This window comes from Ottowia thiooxydans DSM 14619 (genome assembly GCF_000422885.1).
GTDB classification, from domain to species: domain Bacteria; phylum Pseudomonadota; class Gammaproteobacteria; order Burkholderiales; family Burkholderiaceae_C; genus Ottowia; species Ottowia thiooxydans.
In genome coordinates, this window is sequence record NZ_AUGX01000001.1 from 109402 (window position 1) to 125714 (window position 16313).

Below are 16313 nucleotides of genomic sequence, written 5' to 3' on the forward strand. Positions count from 1 at the left end.
TTGCTCGCGCCCATGGCTATTGGCGTCAGACTATTTTTTTCAACGCGCGCCCGACACACCTACGTTTGTTCCTGATACATAGCTGGCCGCAGGCGATAGCAACCACATCACGGTATTGGCGACCTCGGTTGCGGTGCCGGGCCTCTTCATGGGCAGTTGCGGTCCCATTTGCGCCAGACGCTCACGTGAGTGGATTTCTGTGTCGATCACTCCCGGGGACACGGTGTTGACTCGTATGCCTTCTCCAGCCACCTCTTGCGCAAGGCCGAAAGTCAGTGCCTCCAATGCGCGCTTGCTCGCCGCATAATGCACGTTTCGCCCGGCAGCCCCTAGTCGTGCTGCGGCTGAAGACATGTTCACGATGCTTCCGCCTTGGCCTCCGTGAAGCGTCGACATTCTGCGCACGGCCTCTCCGCAGCAAAGAAAGCTGCCAACGACATTGAGCGCGAAAATTTCCTGCAGGTCAGATGCAGAGATGGCATCGATCCGGCCAATGAAGCCGCTCATTCCGGCGTTGTTAACGAGCGCGGCCAAGGTACCCAAGCTATCGTCCGCTGTCTGAAACAGGGTGGAGATCTGTTCGGCGTTGCCGACGTCTGCTTGAACGACCAATGCCTTGCGCCCATGGGCGCGCACTTGTTTCGCCACTGCCTGCGCTTGCGTTTCGTCGCTGCGATAGTTGATGCACACGTCATAGCCCTCGCGCGCAGCCATTTCGCAGATCGTGGCACCAATTCCCCGGCTGCCACCGGTCACCATGATGTAGCCGCGACCGGCTTGGTCCGAAGTTGCTTGCATTTCATCTACTCCTTTCAAGTTGAGTTTTGCACCCTGGTTCTGCACCCTTAAGGCTTGGTTGATCAGCGTGACTGCATCAGTTCCGGGCTGCGCTTCGCTTGCCCCTTCCATAATTCCAATTCGCTGTCTACTCGCTCAGCCAGTTGGGCAGGGGTGCTTGCTTGAACCATCAATCCTTCGCTCGAAAGCTTCTGCAAAGCAGGGTCAGCTAAGGCAACTTGTGTGGCTTGAGAGAGGCGTTTGATGACTGAAGCGGGCGTTCCTTTTGGTGCGAACACAGCATTCCAGGTCACAAGGTTCACGTTAGATACACCGGCCTGCGCAAAGGTCCGAACATCCGGGAGTCCCGCAAAAGGCTCCTTGGACAACATGGCCACGGGCTTGAGCAAACCCTTCTTGAAGAAGGGCATCAAGACCGGAGGTTGTCCCATCACCAGGCTGGTGCGGCCACCAATGGTGTCTGTCACGGCTGGGGCGCCGCCCTTATAGGGAACATGAAGCAGCTCGATGCCTGCGCCGGATTGCAGTACGCTCACATAAAGCTGCAGGCCCGCCGTCGCAATGCTCACTCCTTTGGGGTTGGCCTTGGCAGCTGCGATCAGCTCTTCTGGCGAAGAGATTTTTTGATCCTTGCCGGCAGCAATCATTTGAGGCGAAGTCAGTATGAGGCTGACGGGCTCCAGGGCGGCCTTGGGGTCAATGGCAGGGAATGGCCCGAAGACAAAGCTCTGCACCACTTGTCCTGTGGCGTAGAGCAGGGTGTAGCCATCTGCCTCGGCATCGGCCACCATTTTGTTGCCGATATTGGTTGATGCGCCCGGCTTGTTTTCTATCAGCACGGTCTGCTTCAATTCGCGCCGCAATAGCTCCGCATACTGACGGGCCACCTGATCTGTACTGCCACCGGGAGCGTAGGGCACGATCAAGCGGATGGGTCGAGATGGATAGTCCGTCTCCGCGCCCGATGCCAGGGCAGAAAAACCAACACAAAACACCCCAATGGCAACATTCAATGTGCGAAGCTTAAGTCTCATGATGGTCTCCTTTTGATCGGCAAAATGGCGCGGTTAGGTGGCTACGCCGGCGTGGTCAAGGTGTCCAGGCCAGAGGGGCCAGGGCATCCGGATCGGTCACGACGTCGATAACTACCGGCAGGTCGCTGGCAAGAGCCTGCGCAAACGCGGCAGCGAACTCCGATGGGTGATTCACCCTGATGCCAACAGCGCCCATGGCCTGGGCAATAGCCGCAAAATTCATGGGTCGGTAGTGATAGATTTCTTCACGATTGCCATTGACCCCTTCATAGGCACTCAGGATCGAGCGTGCGCCCTGGGCCAGACAATGGTTGTTGTTGACCACTGTGATGGTGTTCAGCCCCCAGCGCAGCGCGGTCTCCAACTCGGGCAGGTGGTACATGAAGCCTCCGTCGCCGGTAAAGCAGACCACCGTGGCATCTGGTGCCGCGAGCTTCGCGCCGAGCGACGCCGGAAAACCCCATCCCAAGGAGCCAGCTGCGCGCAGGTAGCGCTGTCCTTCATGGCGCAGCTCTACATAGGTTCCGGACCATTGCGATGAATATCCCGTATCGGAAACCAGGATGGCATTAGGTGGCAGGACTTCGCTCAGTTCAGCACAAAGCCGCTCGGGGCGAATGGGAGTGGCATCGCTTGTTCGGCTCGGTGCTGCGGCTGCATTCCAAGCCCGCACAAACTCCTGCACCCGGGCCCTCCATTCTGGCCGCTCAACTGATGGGCAGGCTTTGGTCAGTTGCTCAAGAATGGTGCGAACGTCACCCGGCAAGCCCAGGGTGCCTGGATAGTTCCGGCCCAGTTGGGCTTGATCCATATCCACTTGGATAACAGGCACACCTTGCTTGGGCAGCGTCCAGTTGTGGCTGATATGGTCTCCGACAATGCTGCCGGCAAAAATCACCAGATCGGCCGCGCTCACGATCTGGTTCGCGCAAGCGCGTGAATACGTGCCAGCCACCCCGCCGTTCAAAGGATGGCCTTCGGGCAAGACCGCCTTCGCGTCCAGCGAGGTGACCACCGGAATAGAGGAGTGTTCTGCGAACTGCCGCAATGCCTTTTCCGCACGCGAAAGGCAAATGCCCTGATCCGCCACGATGACTGGCCGTTCGGCGCGTGAAATCAATTGGGCCGCTTCTTCGATCAGTCTGTCTTCAGCGGGCGGCCGAAAGCCGGGCAGGGTGGAGAAAGGGCGTGCGGCGGGTTGGTATTCGTCCAGCTTGGCCGAAGCGATGGCGTCTCCCGTGTGCCCGGCAATATCGACGTGAACAGGTCCGGACCGACCGGTCACGGCTTCACGGAATGCTTGATGAAGGATGTGTGGCAACTGCTCAATGGTGTCCACGCGCATGCTGTTCTTCGTCGTGGAACGAAACAGCGGTTCATGTGGCAGCTCTTGGTATGCATTGCGATACTGCATGGGCGCGGGCTGCCTTCCCGTCAACGCGACGAGAGGCGTTTGCGCGAAGAAGGGGTCTTGCAAGCCCGCTGCCAGGTTGGCGGCACCCACCGACTGAGCCATGCATACACCTGGCTTGCCCTTCACGCGCGAATAGCCATCTGCCATATATACAGCGGCGATTTCAGAATGCGCCAAGATCCGCTTGATGCCCAGTGCTTCCATTTCCACCAGCCCGCGGCGCAGGATGGCATCCATGAAGAACACATGCTCAACGCCGTGCGCCTGAAGCATTTCCGCGATAACGCGGCCACCCGTGATGGAACTCATATATCTCCTTGTTTTTCAGTCTGCTGACGAGCTTCAGATATGTCGATGAAAGGCGTTTCACTTATCCCCTGGACCCCCACATTCACCGCGAAAAGCGCTCCAGCCAAGGGTTGTTCCTGGCGGGCTTGGTCGCTCATGCCCTGAGTAGCCGTCGTGATGAACAACGTGTCGAGGCGATCGCCCCCAAAGGCGCATGAGGTGACACTGGTTACCGGGAGTTGAACGGCCTTGTCCAAGCGTCCGTCCGGGGTGTAGCGAGCCACCCGGCCAGCGTGGATCTCGGCGCTCCAAAGACACCCTTGGGCATCGACGGTGGCTCCATCCGGGCGGCCGATATGGCCGACCATATCTAGAAAGGTGCGGGCGTTGTGCAGCACGCCATCCTCCACGTCAAAGTCGTAGACGACGATGCGTTTTGTCGGCGTGTCGGCAAAGTACATTTTCTTGCCGTCAGGACTCCATGCCAGAGAGTTGGGAACCGTGATCCCTGAGAAATGGCCTCTTGCCTTTCCGTCGGTGGTTACGGAGTAGAGCGTGCCAGTGGGAATGCGGTCACCGTCGTTCATGCTACCGACCCAGAACCTTCCCTGTCTATCGCATTTGCCGTCGTTCAAACGGTTGTTCGGCAACGAAGGCTCCGGATCGAACCATGATTGCAACTGGCCAGATGTCAGATCAAGAAAATACAGGCCGGACTTGAGTGCGAGCAGTATTCGGCCCTGACTGGTTTCACAAAAACTCCCAACCAGTTCGGGCAGAGAATAGGTGCGCACCGCGCCGGGGCCAGGCTTGTAGGCATAAAGCGCGGGCTTGCGAACATCTATCCAGAACAGCAGCTTGTGCAGTGGAGACCAAAGAGGGACCTCTCCCAACTTGTCTCCACTCTCTACAACAACATGAACTTCACTCATTTTTTTCCATCAAGATTTGCAGCAACTTCTTTCCACAGCACCTGCTCTGTTCGGATGTATTCGGCAAAGTCACGCGTATTCAGAAACGCCGCTTGCGCATCTGCGTTTCGCAGCGAGGCCTGGACATCAGTCCTTGACACGATTTCCTTGATGGAATCTGAAACCCTCTTGATGATTTCCGGGGGAGTGCCTGCAGGTGCGTGCAAACCAAACCATGAGGTCACGATGGCTCTGGGATAGCCTTGTTCTGCCATCGTGGGGATGTTCGGCATGCCGGGGTCACGCTTTTCACCGAAGGTGGCCAAACCCTTCAGCTTTCCTGATTTGATCAACGCGGTGACGTTGGCGGAAGCCAGAACAGCCATGGACACTCGGCCGCTCACCAGATCAGGGATGATGGGTGGCGCTCCCTTGTACTGGACTGACTCCATCTTGATTCCCGCCTGCCGCAAGAACAACTCGGCGGCCATGCGCTGCGTCGATCCCGTTCCCGGGCTTCCATAGTGCAGCGGTGCGGTCTGCTTGCGGGCAAACTCCACGTATTCGGTCAACGTCTGAAAAGGAGCATCTCCAGGTATCGCCAGTACGTTGTCCGTCAGTGCGAAGCGCGCCATGGGTACCAGGCTATCGGGCTCCCAGCGTCTTCCTGTCTCCACAAATTGGTTGATAGCGAACCATGGGCTGGTCACCAACAAGGTGTAGCCGTCAGGCTTGGCCCTGGCGACGAAATCTGCGGCGATGTTTGAGTTCGCTCCCGGCTTGGAGTCTGCAACGATCGGCTGCCCCAGGCTCTTAGACAACTCATTCAAAACCACTCTGGTGACGATATCGCCCGCTCCCCCGGCTGGGTATGAATTGACAATCGTGATCGGTCTTTCCGGCCAAGCCTGTGCCAAGCCCGGCAAAGAGCAAAGCGCGGCCAAACCCAGGCCAACAAACACCCGTCTGATATTCAGCATTTCTTGTCTCCTTCAACTTGAGGCGCAGGCTTCTTGCTAGCCTGATTCATGCGATGCGTGTACTACGCAATACCGGCAAGCGGATCAGTCTTCATCGGTTGCAGAGGCACGCGTTTCCGGCCCTTTTTCTTCCAGCAGGCGCAACGCAAAGTCTTTTGACGCATTGATGATGGAAAGCGCCGCAGCCTCTGCGGCCTGTGGATCCCGCTCCAGCAGAGCCGCGCCGAGCTCTTGCCAATGCCGGTTGGCGTCTTGGCGGCTCGCATAGGAAGAAATGCCCATATAGCAGTAGTGCCAAAGCATCTTCTGGCGCAGCCCCTCGATAAACGCGCGGGTGAACCTATTCGGGATGAGTGCGTACATCTGCGAACTGATCGCGTTGGTCGTCTCTTTGTATTCGCGCTCGTCGCAGCCAGCATCTGTCCGCTCGATCAACTCAAGGATGTCAACCTCAATTTTCTTCAGTAGAGGGATCTCACCATTCAGGGCCACATACCTGACGCACAGACCAAACATGTCCGCCCGCGCTTCGAACAGCTCCTTCACCTCTTGATGCGTGGGCTCAACGATACGCACGCCACGCCAAGGGAGAATCTCGATCAGGCCATCACGCTCGAGTACGCGGAAGGCTTCTCTCAGAGGCGCCCGGCTTGTGCCCATCTTGAGCGCCAACTCCTGCTCTTTCAGGCGTTGGCCCGGCTGGTACACCCCCTTCAGGATGTCTTCTGTCAGTCTGCTAACGATCTGATCAGGAAGAGAAAGAAACTGCACTTGACCCATGCTGACTGCTCCATTTACTGCGTTATCTATGCCGCCAATCCACGCCCTTGCCGCCGCACATACGTGGGCCCGAACTCCCGTGTGGTCCCAAAAACCGGTGGAAGCGGGCGGCAATTGTCCAAGGTCAGCCAAAGGCGGAACAGGTGGCGGCGCTGCTCGGGTGCGTCGTAATCCTGGTACTTGGTGCGCGAGTGCAGGATGGAGTAATTGTTTCCAAGCTGGATATCGCCCGGCTGCATGCTGAACGACAATTGCAAAGCGGGATCAGCGCACAGGCGATCGAAGATATCCAGGGCCTCTACTTGCAAAGGCGTGAGGCGTGGAACTTCAGGAAATCGTTGCGCGGTTTCTATGTAGCGCCTTTTGTACAGCACATTCAGCCTGCCCATGTACTCAGTGAAGATGGGAACGACCTGGACTTTGCTCTCGTTCACGTTCTGCGCACGTGAATCGAAGTAGAACGGTTGCTGCAACACGGCCGCGAGATCTGGGCGCTCATCCAGAATGGCATTGAACAAGGCACTTGCGCTGACCAGCTTGCTCACCCCGCCTTCCTTGGCAATGCGTTGGCAAAGCAGCATGAAGACATCACCGCCATCGTTGTGAAACTTCAACTCGTCGTCGGTTTCATATCCGCGCGTGGTGTCGCTGTTCGCAATGGTCTTGCCTGTATTCGTGACGCTGTGAACCAGGCTGCCTGCCCGGTCTTGCGGCTCCGGGGTGCCCAGGTACAGACTCATTCCCCAGATAATCCGTTTACAAGCCTCAGCATCGGTACGGCTGAGATCAAGCCCACGAAGAACTGCAAAGCCTCGTCCGCCTTCGAGTTCATGCTGAAGGCGCTGGAGCCGCTCGGCCAACTCGGTGAGTCGGAAGTCGTCCTTTGTAGTTTCGAACAGGGGAACGCCTTTAGCCTCACACAGACGAACGGCTTCCGTTATCTCCCGTAGCTCACCAGTCGTCAGGTGTTGGCCCCAGTTTTCCGGTCCACCTAACTGCTCGCTCCGCCAGACATCAGGACTTTCCAGTTTCGTCGTTTGCATAGCCAGTCTCCTACTGATTCAGCTTTATTGCTGTATTCAAATATTGTCGACAATCTAATAAATGAACGATATGGGTAGAAACCCGCTAAAGACGGCGGTGCGGTTAGCGACCGATTCCTTGTGCCCAGCCGCGGATCTGCAGATACGTTTTTTGAAGGAGAGGGGAGTCGATGGGCGGGAGAGCCTGTGGCGTCGGCCTCGCTCGGAGCCACGAATCTGCAGTTTTAAGCTACGCCATTTGTGGTACAGGACGATTGGGCTGGCGATGTCGTGAGCAGGCCCACCACCAGGGGCGTTAACCCATGGGTGAAGGCGTCTTCAGCCCGCGCAGGTCACCGGAATGCCAGCCGACTTCTCAACGGAACCGGGTCAAAAGGGTGAGTTAACGAACTTGCAAACGTCGATGTAGCTCGTATAAATCCCTGTCGGTGGTCTATGAAAACGGTCTAGGATTTGTCCGGTTGCCGCTTGAGACTGCCGCCCGATGTCATTTGAGCGCGTGGAGTGCGTAGCGAGTCAGCATCAAGAATGAGGCGGCCTTGAACACGGCCTTTCATGCGTTTGACGTTGCTCGCAGCGTCTTGCATATGGCGTTTCATCAGTGCACGCACTGCCTCCACATCACGGGCACGCGCGGCCAGCAAAATCTCGCGGTGAATTTGCGCATTGACTTCACCGAATCTCCGGTGTTCCGCCTGCGATGTGCGATTGCTAAAAACAATCAGCTGGCGGATCAGCTCATTGATCAACTCGCAGGTAAAGCGCAGGAAGGGGTTGGGGTTGGCTGCCGCCAGGATATCGTGAAAGTTCACGTCTTCACGCCGCTGGCTGAGTAAGTCCTCCTGGCTTTGTGTGGGGTCGCAGCAGCTGATGCTGTGCTCCAGCGCTTCGAAATCTGCATCCGTCAAATGTGGCACTGCGCCCGCTGCCAATTCAGGCTCGAGTTGCAGACGCACGGCATAGATATCGTCGATCGTCACTTCCTGGAAGAAGAGGTAGTTCTGCATGAACTGCAACGTGCGGTCAAGAGGCACCTCGACGATGGTGCCACCTCCCGAGGGCCCGGTGGAGATGGTGATAAGCCCCTGCACCTCCAGCGACTTCAGTGCTTCCCGAATGGTGCCCTTACTCACCAGAAACTGGTTTTGCAGCTCAACTTCACGAGGCAGTCGATCTCCAGGACTGAGATTTTTTTCTGCGATCAATCGCTTGATCTCCCGGGCGACGAGGTCAGAGCGTTTGAGTTGCTTGATGGTTGCCGAGACGGACTTCCGTGTTGCCATTTGTTCTATTGGATGGATAGCAATTTTGGTGCAGTATGCACCTCACATGGGCAGGCGACCCACGTCCTAGGGTTTATCCGCATCATATTTATTCTATTTGTCACTATAAATATGACTTAAGAGCTCGATGGCTTGCAGATTCCTCTGGCATGCATTGTGCTCTGAAAAAAGAAGGCCGCCGGGCCTCGATTAACCCAGGAGTCATCCCATGCAACGTCGTCAGTTTCTGCACATGTCCGCGCTCAGCGCGCTTCCCGCATCCATGGGCCTCGCGCACAACGCGTACGCCCAAGCAAGCAACGCTATTCAGTTTGGTTGCCCTGTGCCCATGTCTGGAGCGTTTGCGGCCAATGGCAAATTTGCCGATTTGGGTATGAAACTGGCGATCGAACAATACGGCAAGGCGCTGAACCGTCCCCTCACCTATACGCTGCTTGATACCGAAGGCAAGCCTGCTACCGCCATTCGCAAGGTGCAAGATGCATCGCAGCAGGGCGCTCGTTTCTTTGCAGGCGGCATCTTGTCGTCCGAGGCCTTGGGCATGGGCAAGGAGGCGGAGAAAACAGGCAGTATTTTCATCACCACCGCGGGCGCAGATGAAATCACGGGCAAGGATTGCAACAAGGCGACCTTCCGCTGGTCGGTGCCAACCTTTGGTGCCATCGAGCAAACTGTGCGGCCGCTGATTGAAGCCAATCCAAAAGCCAAGCGCTGGTACACCATCACGCCGCAGTATGTGTTTGGAGACGGCCTGTTGACAGCCGCCAAGAACATCTTCAAGGAAAAAGGCGTCGAGCATGTGGGTAATAGCTACCACTCGCTGACAGAGAAAGAATTTAGCGGCTATCTGACCAACGCCGTCGCAGCCAAGCCTGATGTGCTGCTGATTCTGAACTTTGGCCAGCAATGCTCCGATACGCTCCGCCAAGCCGTGAGCTTTGGCCTGAACAAGAACTGCATCATTTTGGTGGCTTGGGCATCGGGCCTGGAGCAGTTCGAATCTCTGGGTGCTGACCTCTGCGATGGCCTGTACTTTGGCGCGCAATACTGGCATACGGTGGATTCAACGCTGAACAAAGATCTCGTCAAGCGTTGCAATGACAAGTTCAAGTACAACCCTAACTACAGCCTTGCAGGCTCTTATATCTGCACCAAGCTGATGATTGACGGCATTATCAAAGCGGGTTCTGCAGATCCCAAAGCTGTGGTTGCCGCCATGGAGGGCATGAAGTACGCCGGCCTCACTGGGGATGAAGAGATACGCAAGGCAGATCACCAGGTTCTCAAGAACTATTACCTGCTCAAAGGTAAAGGCAAGGCGCAGATGAAGAACAAGGACGACTACGCTGACATCGTCAGCTCCGGTAAGTCGTTCCTTTCGGCGGAAGACGCCGGTTGCAAGATGGGTTGAAGAGGCTCACCTCGCCTTAGTGTTGTGCGCGTGGCGCCTCCTTGAAGGGAGGCGCCAGTCGCATTGTCCCCGTTTAAAGCCTCGGACCTCCCATGAGCATCTATTTGCTGCAGATCATCAACGGCATTGGCATCGGCATGCTGTATTTCTTGTTGGCAGTTGGCTTATCGATCGTATTCGGTCTGCTGCGATTTGTGAACTTTGCCCACGGCACGTTCTACCTTGTCGGTGCCTACCTTTGTTATCAATTGGGTCGGTGGGGTGTGAGCTTCTGGCTTTCGCTGCTGATCGTTCCGTTTGTCGTGGGGGCCATGGGTTGGCTAACCGAAAAGCTGTTGCTGCGCCACGTCTATGCCAAGGCGCACGAGTTTCACATTCTGGTGACAGTGGGTTTCGCGCTGGTGGTGCAGGAAGTGGTGATCATTATCTGGGGCCCGCTCGGCGACAGTGTGCCTACGCCTGATTTACTGAGCGGCGTAGTGATGTGGGGCAGCTTTGTCTATCCCAAGTATCGGCTGTTTGTGATCGGCTTTACCGCTGTACTTGCCGTGATCATCTGGTGGATTCTGGAAGGCACGCGCCTAGGCGGCATGGTGCGCGCCGGTAGCGAATCTACCGAAATGGTGTCGCTCCTCGGTATCAATGTATTTGGCATTTTCAGCCTGGTGTTTGGTTTGGGCGTGGGCCTGGCTGCACTGGCAGGGGTGCTGGCAGCGCCTATACGTGGGGTCAGTCCCTTCATGGGGGTTGAGGCGCTCGCGGTGGCGTTTGTGGTCGTGGTCGTGGGTGGCTTGGGGAGTTTCAGCGGAGCGCTGGTGGGTGGCCTTTTGATAGGCATCGTTCAGAGCTTGATGAGCACTATCTGGCCAGAAGGCGCGAGCCTGATGATTTATGTAGCCATGGGAGCCGTTTTGCTGCTGCGTCCTAATGGTTTGCTCGGCCGTGCCGTTTGAGGAAGAAGGCGATGTACAAGCATATTCAATTCCTCGTTGCGGTAGTGATCGTGGTCGCCATGCCGCTGTTCATGAAATCGGGCTCACTGGCCAGTGAAGTTCTGATCTTTGGCCTCGCGGCCATGGGTTGTAACTTGCTGCTTGGCTATACCGGCTTGCTGTCATTTGGTCAGGGCATCTTCTTTGGCTTGGGCAGCTACACGCTGGGCATCGTGCTCACCAGGTTGCCCATACCGATTCCCCTCGCCTTGGCTGGCGCCGTGATCATGGGTGCGGCTGGCGCGGCCATCGTGGGTTGGGTGGCGATCCGTCAGCGCGGCACCTATTTCGTGATGCTGACGCTGGCCTTCGCACAGATGTTTTACTTTCTGGCTTACACCGCCACCGGGCTGACCGGCGGCGATAACGGCCTGATGGACATTCCTCGCCATTCGCTTACCCTGGCGGGGCAAACCATCGTTCCCCTGAAAACACCCTGGCAGTACTACGGCTTCGTCGCTGCGGTGTTTTTGGTGGTGTACTTCTTGCTGCAGCGAGTATGCGAATCAGTCTTTGGCCGCACGCTTTTGGCCGTGCGTGATAACGAAGAGCGCGCTGCTGCGGTGGGCTACAACCTTCGCTTGCTCAAGCTGCAAGCCTTCGTGATCTCCGGTGCCGTGACTGGATTGGCAGGTGCGTTGCATTCGCTCATGACCGGTATTGCGCCGCTGTCTAACGCGGAGTTTCACACCAGTGAAATGATCCTGGTCATGACGGTGATCGGCGGCACTGGGAACCTGCTGGCATCACTGCTTGGCGCTGCGTTCTATGTGCTGCTTGGCGACTGGCTCTCCACGCTCTGGCCGCGCTGGTTGTTGATTCTGGGCGTAGTGCTCATGGTGGTGAGTCTAGGCATGCAAGGCGGGCTATGGGGACTTTGCCAAAAGCTCGGACAACTGGTGCGCGGAGGCAAAGCCAATAAACCTAGCAGCACTTCGCCGGGCGTAGATGGAGGCCACGCATGAACAACGTATCTTCACAAAGCCCCATCTTGCTTGAGGCGAAAGGCGTAGAAAAGCGCTATGACAAGTTCGTCGCGCTTGGCGGCGTTGACCTCAAAGTGCGTGCCAACACCGTGCATTCGGTGATTGGGCCTAACGGCGCCGGCAAGACCACCTTGTTCCATATGCTCACCGGCACCAAAGCAGTGAGTGGTGGCAAGATCATTTTTGATGGCCATGACGTTACGCGCGAACCGGATTACATGCGTGTTCGGCGCGGAATGGCTCGTTCATTCCAGGTGACCAGCCTGTTCCTCACCCTTCCGGTGCGGGAAAATTTGCGGTTGGCTGCGCAGGGCGTTGCACCCGCGGTGGCACTTAACCCCTGGAAACCCCCGACAGGCGCCTTGGCCTGCGTGGACACCGTGGACAAGGTGCTCGGCACTCTGGGTCTTGAAGCCTACGCGAATACCCCCGCTGGCAACCTCTCTCATGGTCAGCAGAGGCGGTTGGAAGTGGGCATGGCATTGGCCGCACGGCCGAAAGCTATCTTTCTGGACGAACCCACCTCAGGCATGGGGATTGACGATCTGGAAGAGATGAAACAGTTGATTCGCAGCCTCAAGGATGAGCAGACGGTGGTGTTGATTGAACACAATATGAATATCGTTATGGATATCTCAGACACCATTACGGTGATGCAACAAGGGTGCGTGTTGGCGGAAGGCTTGCCGGATCAGATCCGCAATGACGAGCGCGTGCGTAAAGCGTATCTTGGCAACATGATCACGGGGGGGAAGGCATGAATACAGCAACCGCCCAAACACTTCTTGAGGTGGAGAACGTCCACGCGCATTACGGAAAAAGCCACGTATTGCAGGGAGTCAATTTCCGCGTTGCGGACGGTGAGTTGGTCACACTGCTGGGCCGCAATGGAGCCGGCAAGACGACTACGCTCAAAACTGTTGCCGGTGTTATGAAACCCACGCAAGGCCAGGTACGTTTTGCCAACGAGGTGGTGAGCAAACTGGCTACGCACCAGGTAGCACAGCGAGGAATCTGCCTGGTACCAGAGCATCGCGGCGTGTTCAAGTTACTGACGGTAGAAGAGAACCTGATGCTTGGCCAACGCAAGCAGTCCAAATGGCAGCTTGGCGATGTATATCAAATCTTTCCGCGCTTGAAGGAGCGCCGCTCCAATGGGGGAGGGCAGCTTTCAGGTGGAGAACAGCAGATGCTGGCGATTGGACGGGCTCTGATGAATGCACCGCGCTTGCTGATGCTGGATGAACCCGTTGAAGGGCTTGCACCTGTGATCGTGGAAGAAATTGTGGCGCAGCTCAAGGTGATCAAAGCTGCGGGCGTGTCCATCATCCTCGTGGAACAGAACCTTGAAGTCTGCACGCAACTGGCTGACCGCCACTACATCGTCGAGCAAGGAGCCATTGTGTATGAGGGCTCCAACGCCGACTTCCTTGCGGACGTAGCGATCAAAGACCAATACCTCGGTGTTGGCATGGCCTGACAGGCAACCCGTTTAGAACTGAAGCTTTCACATGAATACCAGCACCCTGGCTCCATCTACCCAAGACATTCGGGCGCTACGCGTCAGTGGTTCTCGGCTCTGGCAATCCCTTATGGATCTGGCGAAAATTGGCGGTACCGAAAAAGGCGGCGTCTGCCGTCTGGCCTTGACCGAGCTCGATGGTCAGGGGCGCGATCTTTTCTCCCAATGGGCGCGAGAGGCTGGCTGCACGATCAGAGTTGATGCCATCGGCAATATATTTGCTCGCAGGGCAGGGGCGGACAATACGCTCCCACCCGTGATGACCGGCAGCCACATAGACACCCAACCCACCGGCGGCAAGTTTGATGGCAACTACGGTGTGCTGGCTGGCATTGAAGTGCTGCGTACCCTGAATGACGCCGGTGTGCGCACCCTCGCTCCGCTTGAAGTCGTGGTGTGGACCAACGAGGAAGGCTCACGTTTCGTTCCAGTCATGATGGGCTCTGGTGTGTTTGTGGGCGCTTTCACGCTCGAACATGCACTGGCACAGCAAGACACCGAGGGTGTGAGCGTGCGTGACGCCCTGAAGCAGATTGGCTACGCAGGCCCGTTGGAAGCGGCGCACCCGGTGGGCGCGTACTTTGAGGCGCATATTGAACAAGGCCCCGTACTCGAAAACCATGAAAAGGTCATTGGTGTGGTGCAAGCAGCCCTGGGCCAGCGCTGGTATGACGTCACCGTGCAAGGAATGGAAGCCCATGCGGGCCCCACGCCTATGGAGTTGCGTAAAGACGCCTTACTGGCCTCTAGCGCGCTGATTGCCGAAGTGAACCGCATTGCGGTGGATCGCAAGCCGCATGCCCGCGGCACCGTGGGTTTTATGGAAGTGTTCCCGAACTCACGCAATGTCATTCCGGGGCGCGTGAAGTTCAGTGTTGATTTGCGCGCGCCGGGCGATGCGCAGCTGACTGAGATGGACGCCGCCATTCGGGCCGCTTGTGAGCGCGTAGCTGCAGAAAATGGGGTGAAGATCGAAATCGAACAGGTAGTGTATTTTCCGCCGCAGCCTTTCAACCCCAAATTGGTAGAAGCTGTACGCACCAATGCCACCGATCTGGGCTACAGCACAATGGATTGCGTGAGTGGCGCTGGGCACGATGCGGTTTATGTGGCGCGCGTGGCGCCAGCGGCGATGATCTTTGTACCGTGTGCAGATGGCATCAGCCACAACGAGATTGAAGACGCGGAGCCAGAGCACCTTGAGGCGGGTTGCAATGTGCTTTTGCGTGCCATGCTGGATAGCGCCGGAATAGCGCAATGAGCAAGAAGAAGTTCCTCATCGCGCGCCTCAACCACGAGACGAACACGTTTTCGCCGGTTCCCACGCCTATTGAGGCGTTTGCACCGGACTATGGGGTGGATGCCTATCGAGCCAACAAAGGCATGAGAACGGCCATGGCGGCGTTCATAGAACTGGCTGAGGCAGAAGGCGCGGAGTTGGTTACCCCGGTGTCTGCCATGTCCAACCCCAGCGGCCCGGTGCATGCCGCTGCTTACGACGAGCTCACGCGTCGTATTGTGGAGGCCGCGCCCGGTTGCGATGCGATCTTGCTGGATCTGCACGGCGCCATGGTGGCCGAAAACAGCGGCGACGGTGAAGGCGATCTGCTGGAGCGCGTGCGTGCCGCCGCGCCTGGCGTACCTATTGGTGTGGCACTGGATTTACACGGCAACATCACCCCTAAGATGATCAGCCATGCCGATGTGATGGTGGGCTTTAAGACCTACCCCCACGTTGATATGTATGAAACCGGTGAGCAAGCTGGCCGGCTGCTGCTGGAGATGTGGCGCGGCACGGCGGCCTATCAGGTGGTGTGGAAGCGCTTGCCGTTGATGAGCCACACCCTTCGCAGCACGACATTGAGTGGGCATATGCGCCAAGCGGTAGAGACTGCGCGTGAGCTGGAGCGAAACGGCGTTTCCGCCGTTTCGGTATTCAGTGGTTTCTCGCTGGCCGATATTGAAGCGCCGTGCGTCAGCGTAGTGGCTACCTGCCGCCAACATGATGTGGCCGCCGGTAGAGAGGCGGTTGACGGCTTGGCTGCGCAAATTTGGGAGCACCGCAAGGATTACGTCTACCAAAGCGAGCCGTTGCCTGATTCCCTGGTGCGAGCGGAATCCCTTGCGAAAGACGCTACCAAGCCTGTGCTCTTGTTGGACCATGGCGATAACTGCATGTCTGGCGGAACCTGCGACACCATGGATGTGTTGCAGGCGGCGCTGGAGTTGGGGCTTTCCGGCATGGCCATGGGGCCACTTTGCGACCCGCAAGCAGTGGCTTTGCTCACTGCGGCAGGCGTTGGCGCAGAGCTGGAGATTGAGCTTGGCAACAAGGTGTCGCTCGAACACATTGGATTGCACAAGAAGCCGCTGCGTTTGCGCGGTACTGTCCGTGCGGTGAGCGACGGTGGCTACACCGTGACCGGCCCCATCTACACGGGCCAGCGATGCCAGATGGGGCGTGCGGTGTGCTTTGATATTGGAGCTGCGCAGATTGTCGTGACCGAGCAGACGCATGAGCCGTGGGACCTTGGCGTGTTCCATTGTGTGGGAATGGACCCCACGCAGTTCCGCTACCTCTTGCTCAAATCGCGCATGTACTGCCGGCCAGTGTTTGTGCCACTCTCGGCAGGCTTGGTTGAGTGTGACAGCCCGGGCGTGACCACGTCTGACTACACACGCTTCACGTTTGATCATGTGAGCCGCCCGGTGTTTCCGCTGGACGTCATTTAAGGCGCCCACGCTTTCGATCGCGCAGGCCTCTTCCGGGGCTCTGCGAATGATCTTCCGTCCTTGCGGTTCCGACGTGGTCTGATCCGCGGTGTCAGGCGTCTTTGTCGTTTCCAGCCTCTTGCATCCGTCATCCCCGGA

Annotated in this window: 15 protein-coding genes; 7 read left to right on the forward strand and 8 right to left on the reverse strand. The window is 57.3% G+C overall.

The annotated features are described in order from the left end of the window. Positions 1-39: 39 nt before the first annotated feature. The 8 genes from G518_RS0100575 to G518_RS0100610 all read right to left on the reverse strand — a co-directional run bounded on the left by G518_RS0100575 (position 40) and on the right by G518_RS0100610 (position 8531). Complete coding sequence (locus G518_RS0100575; protein WP_051235952.1) at positions 40-798, reverse strand: SDR family oxidoreductase; 759 nt, start codon at positions 796-798, stop codon at positions 40-42. A gap of 62 nt (positions 799-860) precedes the next feature. Further along, positions 861-1832, reverse strand: coding sequence for a Bug family tripartite tricarboxylate transporter substrate binding protein (locus tag G518_RS0100580; protein ID WP_245597860.1), 972 nt, complete (start codon positions 1830-1832; stop codon positions 861-863). A 55-nt stretch (positions 1833-1887) separates the two neighbouring features. After that, complete coding sequence (locus tag G518_RS0100585; RefSeq protein ID WP_084651287.1) at positions 1888-3555, reverse strand: thiamine pyrophosphate-binding protein; 1668 nt, start codon at positions 3553-3555, stop codon at positions 1888-1890. Beyond that, positions 3552-4466 (reverse strand): SMP-30/gluconolactonase/LRE family protein, encoded by a 915-nt coding sequence (locus G518_RS0100590; protein WP_028600863.1) that lies wholly within the window; start codon positions 4464-4466, stop codon positions 3552-3554. The genes G518_RS0100585 and G518_RS0100590 overlap by 4 nt, the downstream gene beginning before the upstream one ends. After that, positions 4463-5425, reverse strand: a complete 963-nt coding sequence (locus G518_RS0100595) for a Bug family tripartite tricarboxylate transporter substrate binding protein (protein WP_245597861.1) — start codon at positions 5423-5425, stop codon at positions 4463-4465. The genes G518_RS0100590 and G518_RS0100595 overlap by 4 nt, the downstream gene beginning before the upstream one ends. 84 nt (positions 5426-5509) lie before the next feature. Further along, the gene (locus tag G518_RS33295) at positions 5510-6205 is read right to left on the reverse strand and encodes a GntR family transcriptional regulator (RefSeq protein ID WP_051235767.1); all 696 of its coding nucleotides are present in this window, start codon (positions 6203-6205) and stop codon (positions 5510-5512) included. 26 nt (positions 6206-6231) lie between these two features. Then, a complete protein-coding gene (locus tag G518_RS0100605; protein WP_028600865.1) occupies positions 6232-7248 on the reverse strand; it encodes a TauD/TfdA family dioxygenase in 1017 nt (338 codons plus the stop codon). A gap of 446 nt (positions 7249-7694) precedes the next feature. Beyond that, entirely contained in the window at positions 7695-8531 is an 837-nt protein-coding gene (locus G518_RS0100610; RefSeq protein WP_028600866.1) for a FadR/GntR family transcriptional regulator, read from the reverse strand. Positions 8532-8739: 208 nt separating this feature from the next. Here G518_RS0100610 and G518_RS0100615 point away from each other — a divergent pair, with 208 nt between their 5' ends. The 7 genes from G518_RS0100615 (at position 8740) to G518_RS0100645 (ending at position 16175) form a co-directional block, all read left to right on the forward strand. Beyond that, positions 8740-9942, forward strand: coding sequence for an ABC transporter substrate-binding protein (locus tag G518_RS0100615; RefSeq protein ID WP_028600867.1), 1203 nt, complete (start codon positions 8740-8742; stop codon positions 9940-9942). A gap of 92 nt (positions 9943-10034) precedes the next feature. Beyond that, positions 10035-10895 carry a branched-chain amino acid ABC transporter permease gene (locus tag G518_RS0100620; protein WP_028600868.1) on the forward strand — a complete coding sequence of 287 codons (861 nt, stop codon included), beginning with the start codon at positions 10035-10037 and terminating at the stop codon, positions 10893-10895. A gap of 11 nt (positions 10896-10906) precedes the next feature. Then, positions 10907-11899 carry a branched-chain amino acid ABC transporter permease gene (locus G518_RS0100625; protein ID WP_028600869.1) on the forward strand — a complete coding sequence of 331 codons (993 nt, stop codon included), beginning with the start codon at positions 10907-10909 and terminating at the stop codon, positions 11897-11899. Beyond that, on the forward strand, positions 11896-12681 hold the full coding sequence (locus tag G518_RS0100630) for an ABC transporter ATP-binding protein (RefSeq protein ID WP_028600870.1): 786 nt from the start codon (positions 11896-11898) through the stop codon (positions 12679-12681). Before G518_RS0100625 ends, G518_RS0100630 begins: the two co-directional genes overlap by 4 nt. After that, a complete protein-coding gene (locus G518_RS0100635) occupies positions 12678-13400 on the forward strand; it encodes an ABC transporter ATP-binding protein (protein ID WP_036593121.1) in 723 nt (240 codons plus the stop codon). The genes G518_RS0100630 and G518_RS0100635 overlap by 4 nt, the downstream gene beginning before the upstream one ends. 31 nt (positions 13401-13431) lie before the next feature. Next, positions 13432-14703: a Zn-dependent hydrolase gene (locus G518_RS0100640; RefSeq protein ID WP_028600872.1), complete on the forward strand. Its 1272-nt coding sequence runs from the start codon at positions 13432-13434 to the stop codon at positions 14701-14703. Next, on the forward strand, positions 14700-16175 hold the full coding sequence (locus G518_RS0100645) for a M81 family metallopeptidase (RefSeq protein ID WP_028600873.1): 1476 nt from the start codon (positions 14700-14702) through the stop codon (positions 16173-16175). Before G518_RS0100640 ends, G518_RS0100645 begins: the two co-directional genes overlap by 4 nt. Positions 16176-16313: the final 138 nt, after the last annotated feature.